The 25,667-nt window shown below is 46.0% G+C and carries 28 protein-coding genes and 1 riboswitch; of the genes, 21 read left to right on the top strand and 7 right to left on the bottom strand.

Annotation, left to right across the window (positions count from 1 at the left end; all coding sequences use genetic code 11):
* Positions 1 to 2 precede the first annotated feature (2 nt).
* Positions 3 to 698 (bottom strand): response regulator transcription factor, encoded by a 696-nt coding sequence (locus tag AF333_RS14040; protein WP_043064113.1) that lies wholly within the window; start codon positions 696 to 698, stop codon positions 3 to 5.
* A 113-nt stretch (positions 699 to 811) separates the two neighbouring features.
* Between AF333_RS14040 and AF333_RS36795 the strand changes: the two genes are divergently transcribed.
* From AF333_RS36795 to qhpE, 9 genes are all read left to right on the top strand, one after another.
* A complete protein-coding gene (locus AF333_RS36795; RefSeq protein ID WP_268753616.1) occupies positions 812 to 946 on the top strand; it encodes a hypothetical protein in 135 nt (44 codons plus the stop codon).
* A 172-nt stretch (positions 947 to 1,118) separates the two neighbouring features.
* A complete protein-coding gene (qhpC, locus tag AF333_RS14045) occupies positions 1,119 to 1,439 on the top strand; it encodes a quinohemoprotein amine dehydrogenase subunit gamma (RefSeq protein ID WP_043064114.1) in 321 nt (106 codons plus the stop codon).
* 14 nt (positions 1,440 to 1,453) lie between these two features.
* Positions 1,454 to 3,100, top strand: coding sequence for a quinohemoprotein amine dehydrogenase subunit alpha (gene peaA / locus AF333_RS14050; RefSeq protein WP_043064115.1), 1,647 nt, complete (start codon positions 1,454 to 1,456; stop codon positions 3,098 to 3,100).
* A 20-nt stretch (positions 3,101 to 3,120) separates the two neighbouring features.
* The gene (locus AF333_RS14055) at positions 3,121 to 4,581 is read left to right on the top strand and encodes a radical SAM/SPASM domain-containing protein (protein ID WP_043064116.1); all 1,461 of its coding nucleotides are present in this window, start codon (positions 3,121 to 3,123) and stop codon (positions 4,579 to 4,581) included.
* Positions 4,578 to 5,651, top strand: a complete 1,074-nt coding sequence (locus AF333_RS14060) for a YncE family protein (protein ID WP_043064117.1) — start codon at positions 4,578 to 4,580, stop codon at positions 5,649 to 5,651. Before AF333_RS14055 ends, AF333_RS14060 begins: the two co-directional genes overlap by 4 nt.
* A 92-nt stretch (positions 5,652 to 5,743) precedes the next feature.
* Positions 5,744 to 6,670 (top strand): hypothetical protein, encoded by a 927-nt coding sequence (locus AF333_RS14065; protein WP_052811725.1) that lies wholly within the window; start codon positions 5,744 to 5,746, stop codon positions 6,668 to 6,670.
* Positions 6,671 to 6,696: 26 nt separating this feature from the next.
* Positions 6,697 to 7,692, top strand: a complete 996-nt coding sequence (locus tag AF333_RS14070; RefSeq protein ID WP_043064118.1) for a peptidase U32 family protein — start codon at positions 6,697 to 6,699, stop codon at positions 7,690 to 7,692.
* A gap of 10 nt (positions 7,693 to 7,702) precedes the next feature.
* On the top strand, positions 7,703 to 9,391 hold the full coding sequence (locus tag AF333_RS14075) for an ABC transporter ATP-binding protein (RefSeq protein ID WP_043064119.1): 1,689 nt from the start codon (positions 7,703 to 7,705) through the stop codon (positions 9,389 to 9,391).
* Positions 9,366 to 10,112, top strand: a complete 747-nt coding sequence (gene qhpE, locus AF333_RS14080) for a subtilisin-like serine protease QhpE (RefSeq protein WP_052811726.1) — start codon at positions 9,366 to 9,368, stop codon at positions 10,110 to 10,112. Before AF333_RS14075 ends, qhpE begins: the two co-directional genes overlap by 26 nt.
* 92 nt (positions 10,113 to 10,204) lie before the next feature.
* On the opposite strand, the gene AF333_RS35255 is transcribed toward qhpE, so the two are convergent.
* A complete protein-coding gene (locus AF333_RS35255; RefSeq protein ID WP_235496449.1) occupies positions 10,205 to 10,384 on the bottom strand; it encodes a hypothetical protein in 180 nt (59 codons plus the stop codon).
* Between the two features lie 209 nt (positions 10,385 to 10,593).
* On the opposite strand from AF333_RS35255, the gene AF333_RS14085 reads away from it, so the two are divergent.
* The 3 genes from AF333_RS14085 to AF333_RS14095 all read left to right on the top strand — a co-directional run bounded on the left by AF333_RS14085 (position 10,594) and on the right by AF333_RS14095 (position 12,903).
* Positions 10,594 to 11,229 (top strand): DUF4004 family protein, encoded by a 636-nt coding sequence (locus AF333_RS14085; RefSeq protein WP_043064120.1) that lies wholly within the window; start codon positions 10,594 to 10,596, stop codon positions 11,227 to 11,229.
* A 15-nt stretch (positions 11,230 to 11,244) separates the two neighbouring features.
* Complete coding sequence (locus AF333_RS14090) at positions 11,245 to 12,039, top strand: polymer-forming cytoskeletal protein (RefSeq protein ID WP_043064121.1); 795 nt, start codon at positions 11,245 to 11,247, stop codon at positions 12,037 to 12,039.
* 72 nt (positions 12,040 to 12,111) lie between these two features.
* Positions 12,112 to 12,903, top strand: coding sequence for a YheC/YheD family protein (locus AF333_RS14095; RefSeq protein ID WP_043064122.1), 792 nt, complete (start codon positions 12,112 to 12,114; stop codon positions 12,901 to 12,903).
* Positions 12,904 to 13,031: 128 nt separating this feature from the next.
* On the opposite strand, the gene AF333_RS14100 is transcribed toward AF333_RS14095, so the two are convergent.
* On the bottom strand, positions 13,032 to 13,700 hold the full coding sequence (locus tag AF333_RS14100; RefSeq protein WP_043064123.1) for a uracil-DNA glycosylase: 669 nt from the start codon (positions 13,698 to 13,700) through the stop codon (positions 13,032 to 13,034).
* A gap of 241 nt (positions 13,701 to 13,941) precedes the next feature.
* Here AF333_RS14100 and AF333_RS33670 point away from each other — a divergent pair, with 241 nt between their 5' ends.
* The 5 genes from AF333_RS33670 (at position 13,942) to AF333_RS14120 (ending at position 19,574) form a co-directional block, all read left to right on the top strand.
* Complete coding sequence (locus AF333_RS33670) at positions 13,942 to 14,085, top strand: hypothetical protein (protein WP_158502292.1); 144 nt, start codon at positions 13,942 to 13,944, stop codon at positions 14,083 to 14,085.
* A 105-nt stretch (positions 14,086 to 14,190) separates the two neighbouring features.
* Positions 14,191 to 15,495, top strand: coding sequence for an FAD-binding oxidoreductase (locus AF333_RS14105; protein ID WP_043064124.1), 1,305 nt, complete (start codon positions 14,191 to 14,193; stop codon positions 15,493 to 15,495).
* A gap of 23 nt (positions 15,496 to 15,518) precedes the next feature.
* A complete protein-coding gene (locus AF333_RS14110) occupies positions 15,519 to 16,850 on the top strand; it encodes a (Fe-S)-binding protein (protein WP_043064281.1) in 1,332 nt (443 codons plus the stop codon).
* A 3-nt stretch (positions 16,851 to 16,853) separates the two neighbouring features.
* Positions 16,854 to 18,281 (top strand): FAD-linked oxidase C-terminal domain-containing protein, encoded by a 1,428-nt coding sequence (locus AF333_RS14115; RefSeq protein ID WP_043064125.1) that lies wholly within the window; start codon positions 16,854 to 16,856, stop codon positions 18,279 to 18,281.
* A gap of 120 nt (positions 18,282 to 18,401) precedes the next feature.
* Positions 18,402 to 19,574 (top strand): pyridoxal-phosphate-dependent aminotransferase family protein, encoded by a 1,173-nt coding sequence (locus AF333_RS14120; protein ID WP_080787578.1) that lies wholly within the window; start codon positions 18,402 to 18,404, stop codon positions 19,572 to 19,574.
* 90 nt (positions 19,575 to 19,664) lie between these two features.
* On the opposite strand, the gene AF333_RS14125 is transcribed toward AF333_RS14120, so the two are convergent.
* Positions 19,665 to 19,958, bottom strand: a complete 294-nt coding sequence (locus AF333_RS14125) for a DUF2325 domain-containing protein (RefSeq protein WP_043064127.1) — start codon at positions 19,956 to 19,958, stop codon at positions 19,665 to 19,667.
* Between the two features lie 150 nt (positions 19,959 to 20,108).
* Between AF333_RS14125 and AF333_RS35260 the strand changes: the two genes are divergently transcribed.
* The 3 genes from AF333_RS35260 to AF333_RS14135 all read left to right on the top strand — a co-directional run bounded on the left by AF333_RS35260 (position 20,109) and on the right by AF333_RS14135 (position 22,745).
* Positions 20,109 to 20,282: a hypothetical protein gene (locus tag AF333_RS35260; RefSeq protein WP_235496450.1), complete on the top strand. Its 174-nt coding sequence runs from the start codon at positions 20,109 to 20,111 to the stop codon at positions 20,280 to 20,282.
* A gap of 44 nt (positions 20,283 to 20,326) precedes the next feature.
* A riboswitch (SAM riboswitch) is annotated at positions 20,327 to 20,434 on the top strand.
* Positions 20,435 to 20,530: 96 nt separating this feature from the next.
* Complete coding sequence (gene fbpA / locus AF333_RS14130) at positions 20,531 to 20,740, top strand: Fur-regulated basic protein FbpA (RefSeq protein ID WP_043064128.1); 210 nt, start codon at positions 20,531 to 20,533, stop codon at positions 20,738 to 20,740.
* A 637-nt stretch (positions 20,741 to 21,377) separates the two neighbouring features.
* Positions 21,378 to 22,745: an amino acid permease gene (locus AF333_RS14135; protein WP_043064129.1), complete on the top strand. Its 1,368-nt coding sequence runs from the start codon at positions 21,378 to 21,380 to the stop codon at positions 22,743 to 22,745.
* A gap of 129 nt (positions 22,746 to 22,874) precedes the next feature.
* Here the strand turns inward: AF333_RS14135 and AF333_RS33675 are convergent, their stop codons facing one another.
* From AF333_RS33675 to AF333_RS35265, 3 genes are all read right to left on the bottom strand, one after another.
* Positions 22,875 to 23,015: a hypothetical protein gene (locus tag AF333_RS33675; protein ID WP_158502294.1), complete on the bottom strand. Its 141-nt coding sequence runs from the start codon at positions 23,013 to 23,015 to the stop codon at positions 22,875 to 22,877.
* A 351-nt stretch (positions 23,016 to 23,366) separates the two neighbouring features.
* Positions 23,367 to 24,185: an STAS domain-containing protein gene (locus tag AF333_RS14140; protein WP_052520603.1), complete on the bottom strand. Its 819-nt coding sequence runs from the start codon at positions 24,183 to 24,185 to the stop codon at positions 23,367 to 23,369.
* A 30-nt stretch (positions 24,186 to 24,215) separates the two neighbouring features.
* Positions 24,216 to 24,395 (bottom strand): hypothetical protein, encoded by a 180-nt coding sequence (locus AF333_RS35265; RefSeq protein ID WP_235496451.1) that lies wholly within the window; start codon positions 24,393 to 24,395, stop codon positions 24,216 to 24,218.
* A 153-nt stretch (positions 24,396 to 24,548) separates the two neighbouring features.
* Between AF333_RS35265 and AF333_RS14145 the strand changes: the two genes are divergently transcribed.
* Positions 24,549 to 25,625, top strand: a complete 1,077-nt coding sequence (locus tag AF333_RS14145; RefSeq protein ID WP_043064130.1) for an NAD(P)H-dependent flavin oxidoreductase — start codon at positions 24,549 to 24,551, stop codon at positions 25,623 to 25,625.
* Positions 25,626 to 25,667: the final 42 nt, after the last annotated feature.

Here is a 25,667-nt window from a genome sequence, read left to right on the forward strand (position 1 = left end):
CATTAAACAGCTGCAAATTTATATCCCACTCCCCTGACGGTGATGATATATCTTGGCTGAAGCGGGTTCTCCTCAATGCTTCGCCGTAAGCTGGAGATATGAACAACTACTGTCCGCTTTTCGCTGAGCGTATCCATTCCCCAGACGTTATCGAGGAGTTGCTCGGGCGTAAAAACGCGGTTAGGATGCCGGGCAAAGAAACAAAGTAAGTCGAACTCTTTTGCTGTCAGAGAAATTATCTTCTTATCCCGAAGCACTTCACGCGAGTGTGTGTTAATGCAAATGTTATCAAAGTAGATTTGGTGTTCTTCGTGCTGTTGCTGTTGTTTCTGTAGTAGACGCCCGCGACGCAGATGGGCACGTACTCTGGCCATCAGTACGCCAATATTAAACGGTTTTTCCACATAATCGTCGGCACCGAGACTGAAGCCAAGAATTTTATCGGTATCTTTGTTTTTACAGCTCAAAAACATAATCGGGCTCGAGGTAAGCATACGCATCTGCTGGCAAATCTCCATGCCGTCTGAGTCGGGCAGCATAATATCGAGCAGGATGAGCGAAGTCGAAGTGGTTTTGACAAACTCAACTGCTTCCAGACCAGAAGAAGTTATCGAGTAGGGCAACGCTTCTTGTTCAAAGCAAGTCGACAACAGCCGCTGTATGTCCTTGTCGTCTTCTACGATAAGTACGGGCTCCATCCTTTTCACCTCTTACAATCTAGTGATATCTTTAAATTTTCTTATAATTATGCCCTAAAATCAATATTTGTTTATCTTTATTGATCATAAATACGCAATTATACACATCTGATTTGATACATCGACAAATTCTTGTGGTGAGAGATAAGAAAAGAAGGAAGGGCGGTGGGGCGGGAGCGATCGGAAAAAGACACGTTTGCCTTTCTTCTGCTGGATCGCAGGGCGCATCCACCCTCTTCTTTTTCTGAATCGTCTCCTTCCAACCACGCTCCCCTGTCAAACTATCAAGTGTAATGTATATAGGCCGGCAATTATCAAATGAAGTTGATAGAAATTTGATGAAGGTTTAATGATAGGTTAACAGATATTTGTCTTATTTACATTAAAATATTTAGAAAATTATAAAAAGGAGGGCGGAATATGGAGCATATAAAACCTTTGAACTGGAAAGGAAAAAAGCTGCAGTCGCACATAGATGTAAAGAAAAAACCGGAAGTTGAAGGACTATCCCTGTTACCGATGGGTTGTGCCACGCTATTTGATCCCGGGTGGGAAACCGATTTCTCGGGTATGGTGCTTGACGGGTTATGCCAGCCCCACTACCGGGATATCTATGGCTGTTACGGCGATTGCTGGTGGGCAGCCCAGGTGCCGGACGGACTGACGAATTATGGCAGCTACTCCGACGAATGTCCGGTGGCAGCAAATGATTGGCGGAAGTTGCAGTACGTAAAACCGTAGGAAGGAGGAGAAGCATGAAGGGGAATCGGATACGTCTTCTTTTGCTGGGGCTTATAGCTGTCAGTGCGATTATATTTTTTGCTCTGTACTGGAACGGACAAGGCAACCAGGCAAGCGAGACGGTAGTCACACCGCAAAGCATGGGTGGAACCCATGTAAGCAAGCAGGTCGAAGCTTCATGCATGGGATGTCACGCCGTGGATGAGAATGGAAAGCTGGCGCGGATCGAATATATGAGAAAAACGCCAGAAGGATGGTCACAGACGATTGCACGAATGGAGCGACTACATGGACTGAAAGTAACCGATGAACAGCGCAAGCAGCTTATTAAAGATTTAAGTAACGAGCGGGGGCTTTCACCTGAAGAGGCGAAAAGCGTGCAATATTGGCTCGCTGACAAGCCTTCCCATATGGAAGATCAGATTACGAATCCGAACTTGCAAAACGCCTGTATGACTTGTCATGCCGGTGGGCGTTTTCTGGCACAGCGCAGAACGGAAGAAGAGTGGAAGAATTTGAAAGACTTCCATTTGGTCATGTTTCCATCTATTTATTTAAATCACCGGCATACCGATTGGCCGGTTGTAGCGGATGCCGCCATCAGCTATCTAGCTAAACAATATCCATTGGAAAGTAAAGAATGGGAGAGTTGGAAAGGCAAAAGCCAGCAAGTCGAAGGGAAATGGAAAGTGGTTGGTTTTCAAGGCACGAAAGGTGTATACATTGGAGACAGCGAGTTTATGAGCACAGATGGCAAACTTGTCGAGAGAAAGAGCGTACGTTATCTAGAGCAGAATGCGTCGCTTCAGTCGAGGGGAAGCGTAGAGATGTATTCGGGATATGCGTTGCGTATGCAGTATGAACAGGCCGGCAAAAAGCTGCGCGGTACGTTCAACGTTGGAAGGGACGGAAAAACGATCAAAGGCGACTGGTCAGATACGAGCAATCCGGGTATCACAGGAGAAGAAACGTATTATAGAGTGCAAACCGAAAAGCCTGAAATCATTCATATGGAGCCCCGGGCTATCCAGCGTGGGCAAACACAGGAACTCACTCTTTATGGCATGAATGTAAAACAGCTAACAGCACAGGATTTGAAACTGCCTGCCGGCATTTCTATCAAAAACATGTCAGCTCTGTCAGATGACCGATTAAAAGTATCGCTTGAGGTAAGTAAAACCGCTATAGAGGGAACGAGTGCCATCGGTACGGAAAAAGCGATCGTTCATCCAAAGCTGGTGGTCTACGATCGCATCGATTATGTAAAAGTAACTCCACCATACGCAGTAGCTCGCATAGGCGGCGCTGGTCCGATGCACAAGGTAAGCACGCAATTTGTCGCATACGCCTACAGCAGCGGTAAAGACAATAAACAGGGAACAGATGACGATGTTGAATTAATGCCGGTAACGGCTGAATGGGCGCTGGTCCCATACCCGGAAGGAGAAAAAGACGAAGATTTGCGCTACATCGGCAGCATAGATAGCAAAACAGGTTTATTTACGCCGGCGGCTGAAGGGGTGAATAAGGAGCGTCCGTTCACCCAGGAAAACGTAGGAAGCGTCAATGTTATCGCGACATACCGCCATGGCGAATATACGTTGACAGGGAAAACCCATCTAGTCGTTACAGTGCCAGATTATAGTAATGTCGTTAATTAACCGGAAAGGGGGGACGGCATATGTCGACGATACGGCTAAGTAACTATATCGATTTTGAGGTGGACGGTCATCCGTATTTGTTTCACGGCTTAACCGGTACGATTATTGCCCTCGATAACGCAGCAGCGGATATAGTCTCCTTTGCAAAACAAAACGGGAAACATATAGGGGATAGTACGATATTCGAAGTGGAAGCATATCTCGGACGGACGGATTGTTGGGAGGAACATAGGGAGGCTTTGCAGGAACTAGTGAATTTGGAGATTTTGCAATATGAGAGCAAAAGCTCGGAACGGGGCTTTGCGCTCACGCCGCCTACTCCCAAGCATACGGAACGAATGCCGGTGAAAACTCTGGTAGTGCATCTGGTTAACGAATGTAACTTGCGTTGTACGTATTGCTATGCAGGAGATGGCGAATATGGTGCACCGAAAAAATACTTATCCCGGGAAGTAGCCGAACAGGCGGTTCGTTTTCTGATGGAGAATAGCTATGGAGAGAAGGAAGTCACGTTCGTTTTATTTGGGGGAGAACCATTTCTGAACTGGGAGGTGCTGAAGTATCTCGTTGAGTACGGAAGTGAGCAAGGGCGCATATGGGGGAAAAAGGTGAACTATTCTCTTACAACCAACGGTACGCTGCTCTCTGAGGAGAAGATACGGTTTCTGGAACAATACAGGGTAGGCGTATCAGTTAGCATGGATGGCACGAAGGAGGCGCACGACAGACACCGTTTGTTTGCGGGCGGACAGGGTTCGTATGAGAAAATCAGTCGCAACGTATCCCGATTGATGGAGGGACATCGAAGCGCACCGGTGGGAAGCCGGGTAACCGTCTCCAAAGGATTTGAGAAAGTAGAGAAGTCATTGGTTCACCTGCTGGCGAAAGGATTCTATGAAGTAGGATTCGCGCCTGTCACCGAGACGGATGACCATCTGGCACTGGATGAGCAAGACATGCGAGCATTGCTAGGACAATTCGAAGATATTGCTGGTTTGTATGTTGATTACGCCGTTAATGATCGGTATCTGGGCTTTTCCAATCTGACGAATCTGCTAAAGGAATTGCATATTGGAACGAACAAGGCATACGGGTGCGGTGCTGGATTGGGTTTCTTTGCTGTCAGCCCGGATGGAGGTTTGTACCTATGTCATCGCTTTAATGAAGACGAACGGTTTAAACTGGGCGATATTTACGAAGGAGTAAATAGGAGACGGCAGCGAGAGATGCTTGATGAACTGCATGTAGATCGTAAAGAATCGTGCGCTACCTGTGCATTGAAGCACATTTGTTCCGGCGGATGTTATTACGAAGCAATGGAACGTCAGGGGGATTATCGTCGGCCGAATGCGCATTACTGCGACTGGATGCATGAATGGATTACTGTCGGACTTGTGACATATGTACAGATTATGGAGAAAAATCCAGTGTTTCTCGATCGAATTGCAGGTATTGGGAAAGAGGGGTGTGTGAGCAATTGAAGCGGAAAAAGATAGCCTATGCTTTCGCACTATCGTTGTTTTTGCTCCTGTTCGCCTTTTCTGGAGCCCATACAGCACAGAGTTATATAGAACGAGCGTATGTGTCTGGATATGGGGAGCTGACGGTCATCGATCCTGCCGTTCCTAAAGTGGTGGCCAGTATTAAAGTAAAAGGACCTGTCAGGGATGTAAGTTTTACGGAAGACGGGCGAACGGCGCTGCTTCTTGCCAATGGCCGGACCACATTATATATCATCGATACGATACAGAATAAAGTGACAGAGGAAATAAATCTTATTGGACGTACAGACAAAGGTATGCTGGATCGCCGTGTATGGGGATCAGCCATCTCATCGGACGGCTCAAAGGCATACGCTTTTGTCACTCAGGGAGAGAAGCAGACCAATCGATTTAAAGCATTGCCCAGTAAAATTATTGAAATCGATTTGAAAACGAAGGAAGTTACACGAGATATTGAAGCACCTTACGGTATCCACAGCCTACAGTTTAAAAAGAATGACCCGAATACCTTGTTCATCTGGGGATACGACCTCTATACGTTACACACTGGAGCATGGAAGCTTGAGAAAAAAGAGGGGATAAAAAACAGGGAAAATAAACAACAAGGCTCAACCAATATTCTACTTCTCTTCCCGCGGGGAGAGAATACGAAATTTAACTCCTTTCCTACGGTAACAACATATCCAGATGGACGCGTGGCAGAGGGGATCGGTTGGGCCAATCTGGAGACAGGCACCCTTAAAATCAAAGACTTTGATAAAGAGCCTGTAGGTATGTTCTCTGCCATTATAGACGAGCAGGAAAAATACGGATATGTCATCATGAACCACTGGTACAAAGTCGATTTGAAGAACGGGCATGTCATGAAAGACACAAAGCCGCCGACCGGCACAATCTATGGTATTAACATGAGTACGGACGGCAAAAAGATTTATCTTGGTGGAGGAGGCAACGATTTTATTGTAGCCGATACCGATTTGAACGTAGAAAAAATCATAAAAACTCCAACAGACGGTATGGATATTAAAGTGAAAGCCATTAAAAACTAATCGATCGTACCAACTGCTATTGCCTGCTGGAACATGTTCCCGCTTCTTCCTCTGGAGAAGCGGGCATTTCATAAAAAGAAGGGGGAAAAGCAATGGAGTTTGCGGTAGCGATCCAATCACTGCGCGATATGAAGCTTACCGAGAAGCCATGGAAACCTTTCGATTACCAGAACGAGATTGAAGCACAGACACAGACGGTATTTTTCGAAGCATGGGAAACGGTATACGGTGAAAAGCGAAGACCGGATCGTCTTTATTTTGGCTCCGAGTTTTGCCAATATCGTCTAATTTCTTCTGCTGCCGTTCTGAAGGTGCTGGAATATAGCCAGCGGAACGGGCTAGCATTTACCTTTGTCACACCTTATGTTCATAATGCGAAATTCCATGCGCTTACTACCATTCTTACAGAGTTGCAGCAAGAGGCTGTAAGGGTGGGGGAAGAGGTGGAAGTGGTAGTGAACGATTGGGGTGTATACTATCATATCCGGAAACAGTTTCCTATCCTGCGCCCTGTTATCGGACGGCTGTTAAACAAAGTCATCCGAGATCCGCGAATCGCGGATTATTATGACAATGAGGATGCTCCGCCTCGGGCGGTAAATGTAATGAAGGGGAGTGGACTCGTATCTGAATGGTTCGGACGTTTTCTCGAAGCGGTTGACACGGTTAGGCTTGAATTCGACGAGGTCATTCAGGGTTTCGGACAGGAAATGGAATCGCATGCTCTATCGTTTCATTATCCGTTTGGCTGTGTAGCAAGTGGGAGCGCCTGTATGGTAGGGTTTATGGATTCAGACAAAAAAGACAAGTTTCGCGGTGATCCGGACTGTAAGCAGCAATGCCAACGCTATACATTTGAATTAAAGAACAAACAATTCACCGATATGACACACCGAATATTTCAAAAGGGAAATACGGCTTTCTATGCCCATAATCGAACGCTTATTGAAACTGGACTTAGGCGCCTCATGCAAGCCGGAACAGCCAGAGTCGTCTATAGTCCGCGGCTACCGGTATAGTTCATATAGAGAGGAAGGGATAAGATATGAAAATATTAGCGCCTCTCGGTTCGTTGCAGGAAGTGGAGATGCTGGCAGAGAACGGTGCGGAAGAATTCTACTGTGGTGTTACTCCGATGGAATGGATTGAAAAGTATTCTCCTGGAGTGTGGATTAATCGAAGAAATCCGTTCGCCGGCGTTATGTCGCTGAAAGAGCTACAAAGCATGGTGAATGCTTCGCATAGCTACAACATTCCGGTCTATCTTACGTTAAACGCGCCGTACTATGTAGAGGAGCAATATCCGATGCTGCTTGAGTTGATTGTACGCTGTACGCAGGATATTGGGGTGGATGCTTTTATTGTAAGCGATATCGGCTTGATGATGGCGATGAGGGAGCGTGTGCCCGCTGCTGTAATTCACGTTAGCAGCCTGGCCGCTCCGCTGAATACAGGAAGTATTCAGCTTTATCGGGAGCTGGGAGCGGAGCGTATTGTTCTGTCGCGTTCTGTACAAATAGAAGAGATTGCTGAGATGAAAGCTGCTGCCGGGGATATTGAGCTAGAGATGTTTATTTTAAATGATGGATGCGTTTATGAAGAAAGCTTCTGTCATACGACGCATAACCGGGCGGGAGCATTCTGTTCTCAGAGCCAGTGGGAGTATGTCGCGCTGTCAACCGACGGTAACGTATCGTTGAGTCATGCAGAGTGGCAGGTATTGGAAAGTCAGGTGACGGACTACCGTGAATTTGTCTGGTTTGTTAACGATTGTGGCTGCCAACTGGCCCAGGATGGGTTACCGCTTGGTCCTTGTGGTCTATGTGCACTGCCAGAATTGTATCAGGCTGGCATTGATTCACTGAAAATCGTAGGGCGGGAAGGTTCACCGTACCGGAAGCTGGCGAGTGTCCAGCTTGTCAAAGCAGTGGTCGATCAGGTGCGCGCGGAAGCGTCTGATGACAGGATTCGAAGCTTTGCCCGGAAAGTTAGAAACCAGCCATCTTTTTGCGATTCGGGGCTAATGTGCTATTACAGGTAGGGGGTGCGTGATGCCAAAACGCATCTACGCGTTTATTCTGCCGCACTGGAAGTCGTTTTTGTTCATTCTGTTCCTTAACGTTTGTTCAATCGTGCTCATCGCAGTGCAACCGCTGTTTGGCAAGTGGATAATCGATCGTGTGTTTATTGAACAGGCCTATTCTTTTTCCTGGGCGATGGCGGTTGCCATAGCATGTATGCTCACAGGGTTTTTACTTTTTCTTGCCATCCGATATAGCTATCTGCACACCAGCTTGAAAATCACAAAAGAAGTGAAAAGCGCTCTGTATGACCGTTTACTAAAAGCGAATAGTGCTTTTCTTTCGAAGCAAAGAGCCGGAGATACCATTTTACGTCTTAACGAGGATGCGGGAGAGGCGCAGCGCTTGTATACGGATGGTGTACTGCAGCTCGTGGTTATTAGTTTGGGATTTCTTATTGATGTCAGTTTGTTGGTGTATCTGGAATGGAGAATGGCATTATTTTGTTTAGGTCTGCTGCCCTTGCTTTTAGGAGTGACACGTCTGTTCCGCCGGTTATTGTATAGAGAAAATATGCGGATGCGTATGATGATCGCAGACAACCAAAGCTTTCTGTTTGATACGCTCTCTTCCCCCCGCTTTATTAAAGGGGCTGGTTTGGAGAATGCGCTCGCAGGCAGGTATCGGGTTAATCTGGATGGATTGAATGGACAGCAAATCAAACTCGCTCTTCTTACCAGTTGCGCACAGGGGATTCCGCAGGCAATTATTCTAGTGTCTGCCGCTTGCACGGTCTGGTATCTCGGTTTAAAAGTACTTGCGGGATCTTTAAGTCTGGGAACGCTGTTGGCGTTTGGCGCATACCAGACGAAACTGTTCGCTTCCGTTCAGGGCTTTGCTCAGTTGTACATCCGCCTACAGAAAGGGAGGGTGGCCGTAGAGCGCGCGGAAACGATGCTTCGCTTGTCTGTAGATAAAAACGGAGATGAGACAATGCATTTGTTCGGCTCGCATATTGAGTTTGATAATGTAAGTTTTTCGTATGAAGAAGGGGCTTCTCTTTTCAGAAATGTGTCATTTTCCATTGCAAAAGGCGAAAAAATAGGAATTATTGGTCCGAATGGTGCAGGCAAAAGCACGTTGGCAGATTTACTGGCACGGGTGCGATGCCCATCCTCCGGAGTTATCCGATGTGACGGAGTGGATATTCAGACGCTTACCCGTGAATCCTGGCATCGCCGTGTATGTCTGGTTGCGCATGATCATCCGCTTTGGCACGGAACAATTGAGGAGTTTCTACAGGTAGGAAAGGAGCCCGTACCTATAGAAAAGATGTGGGGGATGCTTGAGGTAGTTGGGCTTAAGGAAGCGGTAATGGCTATGTCTGATGGTTTGAAGACACAGGTTGGAGAACGAGGAACCAAATTGTCGGCTGGTATGAAGCAGCGGCTCATTCTGGCCTGGGCTTTTCTTCAGGAGGCGGACCTGTTTATTTTTGATGAGGCAACATGCCATCTCGATACAGAAGGTGAAGGCAAGATTTTCAACTTTATCCAGCAGAAACTTCAGAATCAAACGGTCATTATTATCGCTCATCGCATACAAAATCTTGCATGGGTAAATCAATTGTGGACATTGGAAAGCGACTCGATGATACGAATCGGGAACGCGCGGATGGAAAGGAGAGAAGCGTATGCTCTGGAAAGGGAACATGGCTGACGAAGCATGGGGACGCGGCAAAGGAATCAGGATCGCACATATCGATAGCGGTATCAATGAAGAGCATTCCCATATTGGACGTGTGGCGGGCGGGATTGCCTTTCATGTATCGGAGGAAGGGCGGTTATTTTTGAGTGACGCTTATTATGACGAACTAGGACATGGTACAGCGGTGGCGGGTGTATTGTACGAACAGGTGCCCGAAGCGGAGATATGGGCGATTAAAATTTTTCATGGTACATTAAGCACCTATGTAGAAATCCTGTGCGCCGCCATCGAATGGTGTATCGACGCACAGATGCACATTATCAATTTGAGCCTGGGGGTAAGCAGAGACGTACCTGAACTGCGGGCGATTTGTGAAGAGGCGAACCGCAGAGGGGTTATAATCGTATCGGCTTGCGATGAGACAAGGCAGTTGTGCTGGCCCGCCTATTATCCGACTGTATACGGCGTAAAAGCAGGAGAGCATTGTAGTGGGCAAGTATTCTACTATAATGCAGAAGAACCCGCCGGTTTTCGCGCGTTAGGTTTTCCGCGTCGCCTGGAAGGGCCGCTCCAGAAATTTAATCTGCAGGGCAATAGCTTCGCTGCCGCCCATGTAACCGGCTTTCTAGCTAAAATTATAGAGAAGTATAAAGTATATACTGCCCAGGAAGTAAGGGAAGTAGTACACACAAGTGTGTTAGAAGTAGAGCAGAGGACGATAAATAATGTTTGATATTGTGACCTAATTTGGTAGGGGGAGGCAGGAAACTGGAAGAAAGAAGAGATTGGGTATGTCCTGTATTGCTGCTATCTCATCTATATAAATTACACTTGATATTTTGACGGGGGAGCGTGGTTGGAGGTAGGCGATTCAGAAAAAAAAGAGGTTGGATGCGCCCTGTGATCTAACAGAAGAAAGGCCCGTCTGTCTTTTTCCGACTGTTCCCGCCCACCGCCCTTCCTTCTTTTCTTACCTCCTACCATAAAAATTTGTCGATGTATCAAATCAGATGTATATAGTTGGCCTCCCCTTTTCGGCTTTACCCCCTTCCATATCCCCTTGTATAAAGCATTTATTTCTTAATATCCAGCAATCCTTCACATTCTCCTTCGGTATAGTAAATATAATTTGAGAATCTCTCTTTCTTTCGTAACAATGTTATGTTATACTGTAAAAACGTAACAATGTTTTGTTTCGATGAGGAGATGAACATATGCCGGATGCATTGATTTCCAAGAAAGAGCTGCTCGAAGTAACCGGAATCTCATATGGGCAGTTGTATCGATGGAAAAGGAAAAATATCATTCCAGAGGAATGGTTTATTAAGAAAGCGAGTTTTACCGGCCAGGAAACATTTTTTCCTCGGGATAAAGTGCTGGCACGCATCCAAAAGATTCAAGAAATGAAAGATGACTATTCGCTTGATGATATCGCAGACTTTTTTTCTCCAGATGCTGTGAACGTGGAGATGACAGGGGAGAGATTGGTCGCTCATCACGTTTTGCATAAAGAAACATGGGAAACGTATCGCCTGTTTTTTGAAAAGGATGGAACGCTGGATTTCACTTCGATCCTGTTTCTGGATATGGTTCAACAGTTGACCGACCAAAAAACGGTGACGGTAGAAGAATGCGGACGGATGATTACATTCTTGCAGACAGAATACAAAGCTGTTGAAGGAATGCCTTACGAGTGCATTGGGCTAAGGAAGAAGGGAACTTCATTCTGGCTGCTGATTGCATCTCCGAGCCGTTTCATCGCAGAACAGGAGACAGAGGTTATTGGTCGTATCGATATCACCGAAAGCGTAAACCGATTGAAAATAAAATTGGCGTCACTTCACAAATAGAAGGAGGAAAAATAGATGAAAGAAAAAGAATTTCATCAGCTTCCGGACCTTAAAATTAACGGTTCGGGTACTGTAGGAGGCGGACTTTTCCGCAGGGTAGAAATTAATGGTAGCGGAGAGGTTCGTGGAGATACAGAATGTGAGGAAGTAAAGATTAACGGATCGGGAAGAATTGAAGGTACGGTAAAAGCGAGATTTGTTAAAACAAACGGTTCATCCGTACTGGGGGGCGAGCTGGAAGTTGATGAACTAGAAACGAACGGTAGCACGGTATTGAGAGGTCATGTGCAGGCACAAACAATAAAAACGCATGGAGCAATGGAAGCGAAACAAGATGTAACAGGCGACTATGTGCATATCTACGGAAGCGGCAAGGTAGGAGGAAGGTTGCGCGGGAAAGATATACAAGTGCAGGGCATGATGACTGTAAGCGGGGATTGTGAAGCAGACCGGTTTCGGGCGAAAGGCATGCTTACCATTCATGGATTGCTGAACGCGGATGAAGTGGACATTCATGTGAAAAATCGGTCTTCCGTACAAGAGGTAGGTGGCGGGAAAATCACTGTGAAAAAAATGGGCGGCCTCTTTTCGCTTCTTGAACGCTTTGTAAAAACTGTGTTTCAGCAAGACGATTGTTTCTCCGCAGATATTATTGAGGGGGATGAGATTTATCTGGAAGCGACAAAAGCAAAACTTGTACGCGGAAGAAAGGTGATGATCGGGGAACAGTGTGAGATTGATGTTGTAGAATATACGGATTCCTTTGAGATAGTGGGGAATGGAACAGTTACCCAATCTATAAAATTATAGTATACCAGGCCCGCTCCCTTTCACTTGCTCATGAATATAATAGAAAAGAAGCTTGGATGAGTAGGTGATAAAATGCCGAAGAGAAAACGGAAGCGTCGTGAGTTAGGGAAGTGGAGACTGTGGAATTTTTTTTCGGACGAAGATGCAATACGGCCTTATCTGCCGCCCATGGTGGTTTTTTCTGAACATGCGCTGCGGAGCTATGTGAGAATGTATCAGATTGTCTACGTTAAGCCTGACTACGGTTGGGGAGGCCGTGGCGTCATGAAAATTTGGCATACCCAGGATGGATACGCATACATCTTGGAGAAAGGCAGAACGGTTCACTGCAAAACGCTAGAAAGTCTGTGCGAAAAGGTAAAAAGGCGTTTGGAACCGGGGAAACGTTATGTTATTCAAGAGGGGATTGATCTTGCCGAAATCGATGAGTGTCCGTTTGATATCCGATTGATGATGATGCGTGAATATGGAAGATGGAAGTATGTCGGCATGCTGGCGAAAGTCGCGAGACCGAATAGCGCCATAACGAACTTTGCACGTGGCAAGGGGTATATCACGGATGTCCGTCACGCGCTTAGAGCATCTCTTAACCTTAGTAATGCCGCTATTGATGCGCTACAGGAAGAAATGCTGGAGCTGGGCTTTAGAACATGTCAAAGATTCGATGAATATAAAACATATTGGCAAGTCGGACTCGATTTGGCGGTAGACAAGAACGGCAAGCTGTGGATTATTGAGGAGAATACCGGACCGTCACAATTGTTGTTCGCGCAACTGAAGAACAAATCAATGTACCAGGAAATGCGGCGTATTAGCGCCGTTCGTAGAAGACAGAAGCTACGACAAAAAAAGAAGCACACATAATGCCCCTTTTTTGCTGCAACAAGTAAAAGCTGATCTTTATAAAGGTCAGCTTTTTTGTAGTGAAGAGGTTGACACATTAGGTACGTACATTATTGTCCTGTCTCCGCGTCTGGAAAGAGCTTCACAAGTTATTTACTACTCATATGTTGAGCTGAATTGTGTAATGAATGTAACAAGGGACGAAGTTTATCTAGGTCTTCGTAAATTTCACCTAACAATTTTCGGTTGTAGAAAATGGAAGCAGGGTGGTATGTTGGGAATACGTTATACTGTTGATCGGTCCATGAATACGTATTCGTTTCCATACTATCTAGCTTCAGAACAGATGTATGCAGCAGCGTACCATGATCTGCGGAAATTTGGTGCTCTTTTCCGAGCAAACGATGCAATGCGATTGTTCCCATCGTCACAATGAGCTTAGGGCGTATAGTGGCGATTTGATAATCTAGGAGTGGGGCGTGCGCCAGAATTTCCTTTTGATTTGGTGTCCGGTTGGCTTTTCGTTGTATAACAGTCCCATCCTTGGCGTGCTTTGTCTCGAATTTGTAGGGACGGCTTCGTACCACGCTTGTAATATAGATTTCTTCTCTTGTAATGCCCAGGTGGTCCAGAAACTGGTTTAGCATTTCACCCGCTCGGCCGATGAAAGGTTCCCCTTTCTCGATTTCCGTGGCACCAGGTGCTTCTCCCACCAGCATGAAAGTCGGGTTCTCTGGTCCCTTACCCCAGACAAACCCTTCACAGGCGTACGGTTGAATTCTTTTCATACATTGTTCAACTAATTTTTCGGGATACATGGCTCGCTCCTTTCTCTGTTTATTCTTACCCTTTTTTCAACCTATCACACAGGGGTGAAGGAACAATAAAACAAAAACCATATTTTTACGTTTTAAGGATGACCTTTGCTTGTTATTTGTGATAAAATAAAATTGAAATATTTAATAAATAAAAAATATTCATTCTTCCATGTTTTTCATTACTTTTCCTGTAGGATACGGCTACCGTTTTTTGCGAATATGAATAAGGGGAGAAGTTTATATGAGCGAAAAATACGAGCATATCGTTATTAAAAAAGCGGGTAAGGTTGTAGAATCGTATATCCGGGTTATCAAAGAAGTACAGGATAATGGGAAAGAGAAGGCGATCCCATCCGATAGAGAGTCGTATAAAAACGATAGGTAATATGTAAACTGATCATCTTATACCGAAGGCCGTTGACAATCTGTCAACAGCCTTTTATCGTTGTACTCCACTTCGTGCTTGTAAAAAAGGGGAGGGAAATGAAAAATGATAGACAAAGAAATGCTACTGCCACAAATCACGATTGAAGCAACTTCTGCTTCTCATCCATTTGGTAATACAGCCCCCTATACGCTTTTTCCAGAGAATGAACAGGAGATCGTAGAAATTTTGAAGCATGCCCAGCAGAACGGAATGAAAGTGATTCCGATGGGCGGTGGGACGAAGCGAGGATTCGGGGGAGTAGAGGAAGCGGCCGATGTCATACTCTCACTCTCGCGTTGCAGCGGTATTATCGAGTACTCACCCGGTGATATGATCGTTACCGTTCGTCCCGGTACTACTGTCCAAGATTTACAGAATTATTTGGCGGAATATGGGCAGATGTTGCCGCTTGATCCTGCCTGGCCGGCGTACGCTACGGCCGGTGGGATTGTCGCCGCAGGTGATAGCGGACCAAAACGCCTGCGTTACGGATCGGCCCGCGACCATGTGATTGCTATGCGAGTTGTATATCCGGACGGCACGATTATCCGCACAGGTGCGAAAGTTGTCAAAAATGTGGCTGGCTATGATATGAACAAGCTTTTTATCGGTTCGATGGGCACATTAGGCATTATTAGTGAACTATCATTTAAACTTCGGCCATTGCCGAAAGCAGAACGGTTGCTGCTGCTTTCCTTTTCTGAAACGGAGATGGATGCTATTAGAGGATTCATTCGTACCTTGCAAGATTCGATGCTGGAGCCGGTTTCGCTTGAATTAATTAGTCCCACGCTTGCCGGACGTCTTGGAGAAAAGGTGGGATATATACTAGCGATTGCATTCGAGGACGTGGAGAGCGCGGTGCAGTACCAGGAAGCTTGGGTTCGAAGTCGTGCGCCGGAAGCGTCGCTAAGAAAAGCGCTTATTGGAGAAGAGGCACGAATGTGGTGGGATGCGTTCGCTTGTATTTCGCCATATGGATTGGAGGAGAAGGAGGCAGGGATACAGATCGCGATGAAAATCGGAAGCAAAAACACGGATGTACTCGGTATAATCGATGCCTGTCATCGTCTGGGACAGGACATGGGAGTGGCTGTGGAAGCGCATGGCGGAGCGGGACACGGTATTTCATATGTCTTTTTTACAGGAGGCAATGAGGAGGAACTTGTCAGCTGTGCCAATGCTATCCGCCGTTTGGCACAAGAGAGAGGAGGATATGCCATCGTGCGGCATGCCCCACTTTCGCTTAGACGACGGATAGAAGTGTGGGGAGAAGTACCAGCCCATTTTTCGTTGCTTGGAGGCATTAAGCATACGATTGATCCGGATCGCATTCTGAATCCGGGCCGATTCATAGGGGGGATATAACGATGAATCAACCAGGCATTCGGATGATGAATCCACATACATATGAAACCGCCTCCGTACATGTGGGGATAACGGATGAAGATAAATTTGCGGCTTGTGTTCATTGTGGCATGTGTCTTGAATCGTGCCCAACGTACGATGAACTCGGACATGAGCATCAATCTCCGCGCGGTCGCGTGCATTTGATGAAAGCTGTGGCGCAAGGCAAGATGGCGATAAGCGAAGCGTTTGCAGACCCGGTGTTTACTTGTTTGGATTGCAGGGCATGTGAGACCGCGTGTCCTTCCGGAGTGCAGGTTGGCACGCTGATTGAAGAGGCCCGCGGTCAGATTCGGGAAGATCTGCCTTTGACCGGATGGAAAAAAACGGTCAGTCGCACATTCTTACGTAATCTGTTTCCGTATCCTACGCGTCTGCATGCGATAGGTAAGGTACTGAAAGTATATCAGCGAAGTGGCCTGCAGTCATTCGTACGCAAAACAGGCCTTGTCAATCTTGCTCCGCAGCACCTGCGGGACATGGAAGCCATTATGCCTACAGTGACGGAACCAACGCTTACGAAATACCCTTATGGTATTCCGGCCAGCGGTGAAGCGAAAATGCGGGTAGCGCTGTTTACCGGCTGTATTATGGATGTAATGTTTAGCGATATTAACGAAGCGACCATCCGGGTGCTGACACGCAACGGATACGAAGTGGGAATGCCACAGGGCCAGCGTTGTTGCGGTGCACTCCATGTACACGCCGGGGATCGGGAAGAAGGAAGGCGTCTGGCTCGTCAAAACATCGATGCGTTTCTTTCGGCGGACCCAGATAAAATTATCGTGAACGCAGCGGGTTGTGGCTGCGCACTTAAAGAATATCCGGAACTGTTGCGAGACGATCGGGAATACAGGGAGAGGGCAGAACAATTTGCTGCGAAGGTGGAAGATGTATCGAAGTTTCTGCATGATTACGGCTATAGAAAGCCACAGGGCAAGCTGGATACGCGGATCACATACCATGATGCCTGTCATTTAGCCCACGGACAAGGAGTTCGCCAGGAGCCACGCGAGCTCTTGGAAAACATACCTGGCTTACAGATGATACCGCTTCCGGATGCCGATCGCTGCTGTGGCAGCGCAGGCATCTATAATCTGACCAACCCGGACATGGCTGGGAGAATTCTTGATAAAAAAATGGAGAACGTGCCTGCCGATGTGGAGTTGATTTCTATGGGAAATCCCGGCTGCATGCTTCAGATAGCTATGGGGGTAGCCAAATATGGACGGAGTCAGCGAGTTGTTCATACGGTGCAACTGCTTGATTGGTCGTATCAAAAAGAAGGGCGGGATGTGCCCATGGAAGAGGTGTAGCACATGAAAACAACCAAGGACCCATTGATCGGAGAGCTGTCTGCAATCGTAGGGAGTGATGCGGTATTATTCCAGCCGGAAGATTTGCTGGCTTATGAGTGCGATGCGTATACGATTCATCGTGGAATGCCGCGTGCCGTCATTTTTCCGAAGACAACGGAAGAGGTGGCGGCTATAGTAAAGCATTTGCATGGGATGCGTATTCCATTTTTACCGCGGGGCGCAGGTACAGGGCTTAGTGGTGGAGCGATTCCGCTCGGTGGCGAAGTGATTATCAGTCTGGTGCGGATGAAAAAGCTGCTTCATGTGGATATAGAGAATCGAATTGCGGTCGTCCAGCCCGGTTTTGTCAATCTGAAGCTAACACACTCGATTTCAGATAAGGGATATTATTATGCGCCTGATCCGTCCAGCCAGTATGCCTGTACAATTGGGGGCAATGTGGCAGAAAATGCAGGAGGTGCCCATTGCTTAAAATACGGCGTGACTACCAACCATGTCCTTGGCCTAGAGGTTGTCCTTCCAAATGGAGAAGTTATAGAGCTTGGCGGTGCGCCGGATATACCGGGATACGATTTGCTCGGTTTTATGACTGGCTCGGAGGGCACGCTCGGTATTGTAACGAAGATTACGGTACGTATTTTAAAGAATCCGGAAGAAAAACAGACAGTGCTCGCCTATTTTGATGAGGTAGAAGACGCCAGTTACGCGGTTTCGGATATTATCGCCGCAGGTATTGTTCCGGCAGCGCTTGAAATGATGGATACAGTAGCAATTGAAGGTGTGGAATGCGGTACGTATCCGGTCGGTCATCCGCCTGGTCTTCGTGCGTTGTTGCTCATCGAAGTAGACGGAATCGCTGCCGGTATTAATGAGCAAATTGCTGAAATTGTTGATGTATGCAAGCGGAGAAACGTAATGGATGTGCGGGTTGCGGGAGATGAAGAAGAACGGGGACGGTGGTGGGCAAACCGTAAAACAGCATTCGCTGCGATGGGAACAATCTCTCCTGACTATCTTGTTCAGGACGGCGTGATTCCGCGCAGCCGCCTGCCGGAAGTGCTTGATAGTATCAGGCGGATCAGTGAAACATCCGGTCTGCGTATCGCTAATGTATTTCATGCGGGAGACGGCAATCTTCATCCATTGATTTTGTTTGACGCCCGTAAACCGGGGGAGACGGACATGGCTGTAGAGGTCGGATCGGCCGTCCTTAAAGTGTGTGCTGATGTTGGCGGCACGATTACAGGTGAACATGGTGTCGGGATTGAGAAACGGGAAGAAATGCGGTATATATGTACAGACGAAGAAATCGAAGCGCAGACCCGGATTCGTGCAGTGTTTAATCCTCATAACTTATTGAATGCGGATAAGCTGTTTCCAAAGCCTAGTCGGTGTGCCGAGATGAAAAGGATAGAATCCGATCGCTAAATATAATAAAGATATCACACCTTTGTGTAGTAAATTGTTTGTTATTTTGAAATAATTAGTTAAAATAGCATGTGTAGAGAGAAAATTTATCATGGACCAGAAAGAGAAAGGATGAGAGCAATGTTCAAAGAATTGAATCCTCCAAGCCGTGTATTGATGGGACCGGGACCTAGTGATGTTCATCCCCGTGTACTGAAAGCGATGGCGACGCCGCTCATCGGGCATCTGGATCCGAGCTTTTTGCAAATTATGAATGAAACGATGGAATTAATGCGAACTGTATTCGAGACGAAAAACGAACTGACGCTTGCGATGTCCGGAACAGGTAGTTCGGGTATGGAGACAGTGTTCGTCAACCTGCTTGAGCCAGGCGATAAAGTCGTCATTGGTGTGAATGGCCTGTTCGGCGAGCGTATGGTGGATGTGGCTGAACGCTGTGGAGCAGAGGTTATTCGAATCGAAGCCTCATGGGGAGATATCATTCGGCCAGAGCAAGTAGAAGAAGTGTTACAGGAGCATGCTGGAGTGAAGGCCGTGGCAGTCGTACACGCCGAAACATCGACCGGGGCACTGCAGCCTCTCTCTGAAATTTCCCAGCTGGTCCATGAGCATGAAGCACTCTTAATCGTGGATGCGGTCACATCGCTTGGTGGCGTGAAGGTCGGCATTGATGAGAATGAAGTGGATGCATGCTATAGCGGCACGCAAAAATGCATAAGCGCACCCCCAGGATTGTCTCCTGTCACATTCAGCAGACGTGCAGCAGAGGCGATGGCGAAGCGCAAATCCAAAGTACAGAGTTGGTATCTTGATCTATCCATGATTCAAAACTACTGGGGACAAGAACGCTTCTATCACCACACAGCACCGATTAGCATGAATTATGCTTTGCGGGAGGCTCTCCGTATTGTAATGGAAGAAGGACTGGAAAATACGTGGGAACGTCATTGGAAGTTGGGTCGCGCCCTGCAGTCTGGCCTGGAAGGAATGGGCTTGTCCTTGCATGTAGCCGAGAATATTCGCCTGCCGCAGCTGACCTCTGTATATATTCCGGATGGGGTTGAAGATACGCTGGTGCGTAAGCAGCTGCTCGAACAGTACGGCATCGAAATCGGTGGTGGACTGGGTGCATTAAAAGGAAAAGTATGGCGCGTCGGTCTTATGGGGTTCTCTTGCCAGCCACGCAATGTGCTTCTATTCCTTGCAGCGCTTGAAGAAGTACTGGCACAACAGGGGGCTCATGTACGTAGAGGAGAAGGTCGCACTATTGCAGCGGAGATTATACAGAAGTAAACAAAGAACAATATACAGAGCCGCAGGCGTAAATTCGCTAGCGGCTTTTTGTCAATCCAAAAACCATTGCATAAAATAGTAAAAGGTAGATTAGTCAATCAGTGCCACTCCTTTTTTTAATGCGCCTGTAGCGCCGAATCCTTGATGATATACGATAGGCTTTCCGAGTTTTTCCGCGACTTCACGTACTGTCCACATACTTGGGTGACTAAGTGCTCCGGCCATTACGACAACACAATCCGCTTTTCGCAAAATAGGAAGAAATTCTTTTTCGCGCTTTTTTCCCGTTTTTCCGCTATGAAAAATGATGCCGCATCCTTGTTTGCGGGCCAATTTCTCCAGGGTTTGCTTCTGACTTCCTCCAATCACTGCAATCGTCTTCATTCTTTCTCCTCCTGTATGGCCAAGTTAATAGCTTGTCATTGTTTTCTTAATTTTACCATCTTGCACACTTATTTTCAATAATTCTTATATAAATACTTGGTATTATGTTGGATGTATTGTATACTATGTATTAATCTATATACATCTGATTTGATACATCGACAAATGTTTATGGTGGGAGGGAAGAAAAGGAGGAAGGGCGGGAGCGGTTGGAAAAAGACAGACTGGCCTTTCTTCTGCCGGATCGCAGGGCGCATCCAACCTCTTTTTTTTTCTGAATCGCCTCCTTCCAACCACGCTCCCCCGTCAAACTATCAAGTGTAATTTATATAAGTGATATATTATCTTCTAACTGCATAGGCAAACGTTTCTTATCGAGAGAGGTGGAGGGAACTGGTCCGATGAAACTTCAGCAACCGAGGGCGAATGCCTGTACGGTGCTACTTCCAGCAGGCGTATTATTTGAGAGATAAGAAGGGATTTTCGGCGCCGACCTCTTCTTTGCGGACTTTTTTACGGGAACTTGGCGAGAGAAGAAAAGCGCAAGAAAAACAAAAAGGCAGTGAGGAAAAATGAATGGAATAAGAGAAACCTTACAGGAAAAATTAATTGAACAAGGTATTTTCAAAATTGGCGACCGCCATTTTTACGAGTGTTCGTTTGATGAGCTTGTTCGATACTATCGAAGACACGCGAAAGAAACGGAGGAGTGGCAAACGGTGAAGAGCGCGAGGTATGAAATGAGCGGAGAAAAATATAAAAAATCAAGAAACATGTTTTAGTTCCAGGAAACGGGGTAATATACAAGTACACCCTAATCAAAGGAGGTACTGATAAGCAACGTGAGACACTTGTCAGCTACTTTAGAGGCGGGAGACGGTCAAGCGTTAGAAGGAGGGGTAGCAGCGCTGACAATAGGAACGCACGTTAGAAATCGTTATACTATCGTAAGGCGTTAGCAATCCCGGGTTGCTAATGAACGGGGACAGATAATAAGGATATATCGATATATCGGTAACAGGAAGAATTACAAGAAGCAGCCGGACTGAATAAATCGTTCGGCTGCTTTTTCCTTTTGTAGTAAAAAACGATGTTTGTATAGCTTTTCAGAAGGATGGAAAATATAAAATTACTTTTTCTATAAAATAAAATATTGAAAAAAATCAAATATGACTTGCTCATTTGTTAATTTATTTGTGGAAAAATCCAGATTTAAAACGATATTTTTTAGAGGATGGGTATTCTAACAAGATTTTTTTATTTAAAAAATCAATGAGTAATTATTGAATTGTAAATAAATCGATTTTGACTCACTATGCAAGGGTGAATACTTAGCTTACTGCATTTTTGCATTTGAAATAAAGTGGCATGAATTTTGCTTGTTAATAGAATTATAGTTAAATTCAGAAAGGTGATTGTATGGGAGAACAGAAACTACAAAAAAAGCTAAAGACTAGACATCTTACTATGATTTCTCTCGGAGGGATTATCGGAGCCGGGTTATTCGTTGGAAGCGGCGCTGTTATTAATCAGACAGGTCCCGGGGCTGTTGTTTCTTACGCGATAGCCGGACTTTTAATTGTATTGGTTATGCGCATGCTCGGAGAGATGGCCATCCAGAATCCTGACAGCGGCTCATTTTCCACCTATGCACAGCAATCAATCGGTTCTTGGGCTGGTTATACGATCGGATGGCTGTACTGGTTCTTCTGGGTTATTGTAATAGCCATTGAAGCGACTGCCGGCGGAGCGATTTTGAATGGGTGGATTCCAGGAGTTCCGATCTGGGCATGGAGTTTAATACTCACTTTTTTGTTGACGCTTACAAACGTATATTCAGTTAAATCATTTGGGGAATTTGAATATTGGTTTGCTATGATTAAAATTGTAGCTATCTCGTTGTTTATTCTTTTAGGTTTGGCTATTATTTTCGGTTTTGTTCCAGGGATTCCGTCTCCCGGTCTTTCCAATTTAATTGGACATGGTGGCTTTATGCCGAAAGGCGGGGGTGCTATTTTCGTTGGAATCGTTACGGTTATTTTTTCTTTCTTTGGAGCGGAAATCGCTGCTATTGCGGCAGGTGAATCAGAAAATCCAGAAAAATCGGTTGTTATTGCTATTAAAAGCGTTGTTTGGCGTATTCTACTTTTCTTTATCGGATCAGTGGCAGTTCTCGTTACATTGCTTCCATGGGATGCGGGTGAACTGCTGGAGAGTCCATATGTTACCATGCTTAGTATGGTAGGGATTCCAGGTGCGGCGGAGATCATGAATGTTGTCGTATTGGTAGCGGTTCTATCCTGCCTAAACTCGGCTTTGTATACGAATTCACGTATGTTATATTCGCTGGCCCAGAAAGGGAGCGCGCCGCGTGCGCTGCTGAAAATCAGTAAGGGTGGAGTGCCGGTACGGGCGGTATGGGCCAGCACATTTTTCGCTTATGTGTGCGCTATTTTCAACTTCATCTCGCCGGACAAGCTGTTCTTGTTCCTTGTAAACGCGTCTGGTGCAATTGCTCTTTTGGTATATCTTGTTATTGCGATCTCACATTTGCGGATGCGGAAAAAAATAGAGGGGGAGAACCCTGGTTCGCTGAAGTTCAAAATGTGGCTGTTTCCTTATCTGACCTATGTAACAATTGCTGCGATGATAACGATTTTAGTCGCTATGGCGTTCATTCCAGGTATGCGTTCACAGTTCTTCTTGTCCATGCTACTAACCGTTCTGGTCATCGGCTCATATTTCGTGTTTAAACCGAAAGTGGACGAAAAGCGGGAGCATGAGTAAGAAAAGAGAACGCTATCAAAAAGGAAAAATGAATGATAGATGAATACAAACAAGGCACCGCCCACGATGTGGAGGTGCCTTGTTTGTATTTATCTGCGGATGCAGATCGATTTTCTATGTGGATGCTGCTTATTGGAGCATCAGATCAATTTGCTCGGGGGAGAGTCGCTTGACGAATTCGATGAAATCGAGGGCTGCCTCGACTCCATGACGGTGACAGGAAGTTAAATAACGCTCCCATGCAATTTCGTATTTTTCTGTTCGACTCATATAGCTTTCCTCCTTTTTATCGTCAATAGCGTGGAAGATTTCCATCTCTACAGGCGGTTAGATGAATACACTTTGGACGAGGGAAAGTATCCCGAAGTGCCTTTTAGCTTCTTGCCGAACGGTTCCTGTTTGTACAGGGAACTAATCAACCAGGCTTATTTGTTCTCACAACTCTCTGCTTAAAGATTGAATAATCTTTAAGGGATGGGTGATTGACTACATAAGTATGCAAAATAGTAAGATAAAACTATATTTTTTATTATTATATAACAGGATGGAATGTCCATCAACTGTTATATAAAGAAAATATAAAATGAAAAAGCTGCACGTTTCTTCGTGCAGCTTGTCCCCCTAATGATTAATGCCTTCTAACGCTTGTTGTACTGTTCCATACGCTTTAATGGAAGATAAGTCGATCCCGATATCGATTGCTGTTTTGGCAATCGCCGGTCGGATTCCTGTAACCACCGCCTCGATTCCTAGCAGCCGCAGTACGTTTTCGATTTTGAATAAATAGTCTGCTACAAGAGTATCAATTGTTTGCAGGCCGGAGAAATCGATGATTAAATACTGGATTTTCAAATCAACGACCCGGAGAATTCCCTTTTCCAGAATATATCTAGCCCGGTGTGAATCGATTGCGCCGATAAGAGGAAGGATTGCAATTCCCTTGTCGATAGGAACAATAGGCGCCGATAATTCATTTAATTCTTCGCGGACGGTTTTTAACAAAATGTCTTTAAAATCGTTGAATGCCTGGACGGTTTCGCGGAGAAATACGTCAAAGAACGCATGAAACTTTGCTCCGAAAGCTAAGATCTCTTCTTTAGTGAGAGAGAAACGATCGTCCGAGAGAATGCTTTCAGTAAAAAGTGTACGGATAATGGAATACAGTGGCATACAGTCGCTTATTCTTTTGCCTGTCTGCGCTTCGATTTTACCTAGTAAGCGGCTTTTTTCGATAAGGTTATGATAGGAAGCAGCCTGTTCACCGTCACGAAGATAGTGACCGAAAAACAAAATAAAGTCAGCGATGAAAGCCGTCCGTTTGGTGAATTCATCCTGTGTATAGAGCGTTTCTACTTCTTCAGTGGCCTTAGCAAAAATTTCAGCGGCGATGTGTTCATTTTGTTCAAGAAGATAATCAGCTATATTTTGAATAGTTTCCAATTTTCTCCCCCTTTTCCGTCACTATATAAATTATACTTGATATTTTGACAGGGTAGCGTGGTTGGAAGGAGGCGATTCAGAAAAGGAAGAGGGTGGATGCGCCCTGCGATCTAACAGAAGAAAGGCCCGTCTGTCTTTTTCCGACTGCTTCCGCCCACCGCCCTTCCTTCTTTTCGTACCTCTCACCACAAGAATTTGTCGATGTATCAAATCAGATGTATATAGATAAGGTTATAATATATGAAATATATAATGTAGTAACTATTACATATTATAACATTGTTAAAAAATGAGTACATGATAAATTGAAAAAAGGAAAAGTAAGAGAGAAAAGAGAAGATAAAATTCAGAGGAGGGAGAAATATGACAAAGCATAGGCTTCAAACTGAATTATGCCGACAATTGGGCATTACATATCCTGTCATTCAAGCTGGAATGGCAGGAGGGCCGACAACGGCAGAGATGGTGGCTGGCGTATCGAGAGCCGGGGGATTGGGTACGCTTGGAGCCGCGTATATGGAGCCGGAAGCGATTCGGGAAACGGTACGAGCCACCCGACAGCTAACCGATCGCCCGTTCGGCGTAAATTTGTTTACGGCTGATATGACTGATGACGTATCACGCGTTCAGGAAGTGCAGCGAATGCTGAACCCGATACGGGATGAACTAGGCATCGAAGCTGGAAAAGAAGAGCTATATACGCCGAACAAATTTGTGGAACAGTTCCAAGTGTTGCTTGAAGAAGAAGTACCGATTATTAGCACTGCCTTTGGCACATTGCCGGATGATGCCATGCGTGAAGCTAAGGCGGCACATCGCATCGTAATTACGATGATTACAACAGTGGAGGAAGCGAAGCTTGCGGAAGAGAAAGGAAGCGATATTCTTGTCGCCCAGGGAAGCGATGCCGGGGGACACAGAGGAACGTTTGATATCGGACGTCATCCATACGGTGCCAATATCGGTACGTTTTCGCTTGTTCCACAGGTAGCCGATCACGTGCGTATTCCAGTCGTGGCAGCTGGGGGAATTATGGATGGGAGAGGATTGGTCGCTGCGCTTGCGCTTGGAGCGCAGGGCGTACAGATGGGCACTCGTTTTTTAACAGCGGCGGAGTCAGGCGCTCATCCCGCATATCGGAAGGCGCTGTTAGCTAGTTCAGAGGAAGATACGGTTATTACAAAAGCTTTCTCGGGGCGTCCGGCGCGAGGGATTCGTAATGCCTTCATTGACCACGTAGAATCTTCAGGGGTAAAGCCGTTACCTTTTCCTACTCAGAATACTGCAACAGGTGATATTCGCCGAGCAGCCGCAGCACAGAATGATTCACGGTATCTGTCATTATGGGCTGGACAAGCGACTCGCTTACTGACGGATGGCGAGCACGCGGAAGCGATTGTTGAACAAGTTATTAAGCAAGCGAAAGAATGGATGGAATAGCTAATGATAGAATGAGCTAGGCAAATGTTTGCCTGGCTCATT

It is taken from the genome of Aneurinibacillus migulanus (assembly GCF_001274715.1).
Classification (GTDB): domain Bacteria; phylum Bacillota; class Bacilli; order Aneurinibacillales; family Aneurinibacillaceae; genus Aneurinibacillus; species Aneurinibacillus migulanus.

Excerpts from the sequence above, each read along its gene's own strand:
- AF333_RS14040 (WP_043064113.1), bottom strand. The coding sequence starts at position 698 with ATGGAGCCCGTACTTATCGTAGAAGACGACAAGGACATACAGCGGCTG.
- qhpC (WP_043064114.1), top strand. The coding sequence starts at position 1,119 with ATGGAGCATATAAAACCTTTGAACTGGAAAGGAAAAAAGCTGCAGTCG.
- peaA (WP_043064115.1), top strand. The coding sequence starts at position 1,454 with ATGAAGGGGAATCGGATACGTCTTCTTTTGCTGGGGCTTATAGCTGTC.
- AF333_RS14055 (WP_043064116.1), top strand. The coding sequence starts at position 3,121 with ATGTCGACGATACGGCTAAGTAACTATATCGATTTTGAGGTGGACGGT.
- AF333_RS14065 (WP_052811725.1), top strand. The coding sequence starts at position 5,744 with ATGGAGTTTGCGGTAGCGATCCAATCACTGCGCGATATGAAGCTTACC.
- AF333_RS14070 (WP_043064118.1), top strand. The coding sequence starts at position 6,697 with ATGAAAATATTAGCGCCTCTCGGTTCGTTGCAGGAAGTGGAGATGCTG.
- AF333_RS14075 (WP_043064119.1), top strand. The coding sequence starts at position 7,703 with ATGCCAAAACGCATCTACGCGTTTATTCTGCCGCACTGGAAGTCGTTT.
- qhpE (WP_052811726.1), top strand. The coding sequence starts at position 9,366 with ATGCTCTGGAAAGGGAACATGGCTGACGAAGCATGGGGACGCGGCAAA.
- AF333_RS14085 (WP_043064120.1), top strand. The coding sequence starts at position 10,594 with ATGCCGGATGCATTGATTTCCAAGAAAGAGCTGCTCGAAGTAACCGGA.
- AF333_RS14090 (WP_043064121.1), top strand. The coding sequence starts at position 11,245 with ATGAAAGAAAAAGAATTTCATCAGCTTCCGGACCTTAAAATTAACGGT.
- AF333_RS14095 (WP_043064122.1), top strand. The coding sequence starts at position 12,112 with ATGCCGAAGAGAAAACGGAAGCGTCGTGAGTTAGGGAAGTGGAGACTG.
- AF333_RS14100 (WP_043064123.1), bottom strand. The coding sequence starts at position 13,700 with ATGTATCCCGAAAAATTAGTTGAACAATGTATGAAAAGAATTCAACCG.
- AF333_RS33670 (WP_158502292.1), top strand. The coding sequence starts at position 13,942 with ATGAGCGAAAAATACGAGCATATCGTTATTAAAAAAGCGGGTAAGGTT.
- AF333_RS14105 (WP_043064124.1), top strand. The coding sequence starts at position 14,191 with ATGATAGACAAAGAAATGCTACTGCCACAAATCACGATTGAAGCAACT.
- AF333_RS14110 (WP_043064281.1), top strand. The coding sequence starts at position 15,519 with ATGATGAATCCACATACATATGAAACCGCCTCCGTACATGTGGGGATA.
- AF333_RS14115 (WP_043064125.1), top strand. The coding sequence starts at position 16,854 with ATGAAAACAACCAAGGACCCATTGATCGGAGAGCTGTCTGCAATCGTA.
- AF333_RS14120 (WP_080787578.1), top strand. The coding sequence starts at position 18,402 with ATGTTCAAAGAATTGAATCCTCCAAGCCGTGTATTGATGGGACCGGGA.
- AF333_RS14125 (WP_043064127.1), bottom strand. The coding sequence starts at position 19,958 with ATGAAGACGATTGCAGTGATTGGAGGAAGTCAGAAGCAAACCCTGGAG.
- fbpA (WP_043064128.1), top strand. The coding sequence starts at position 20,531 with ATGAATGGAATAAGAGAAACCTTACAGGAAAAATTAATTGAACAAGGT.
- AF333_RS14135 (WP_043064129.1), top strand. The coding sequence starts at position 21,378 with ATGGGAGAACAGAAACTACAAAAAAAGCTAAAGACTAGACATCTTACT.
- AF333_RS33675 (WP_158502294.1), bottom strand. The coding sequence starts at position 23,015 with ATGAGTCGAACAGAAAAATACGAAATTGCATGGGAGCGTTATTTAACT.
- AF333_RS14145 (WP_043064130.1), top strand. The coding sequence starts at position 24,549 with ATGACAAAGCATAGGCTTCAAACTGAATTATGCCGACAATTGGGCATT.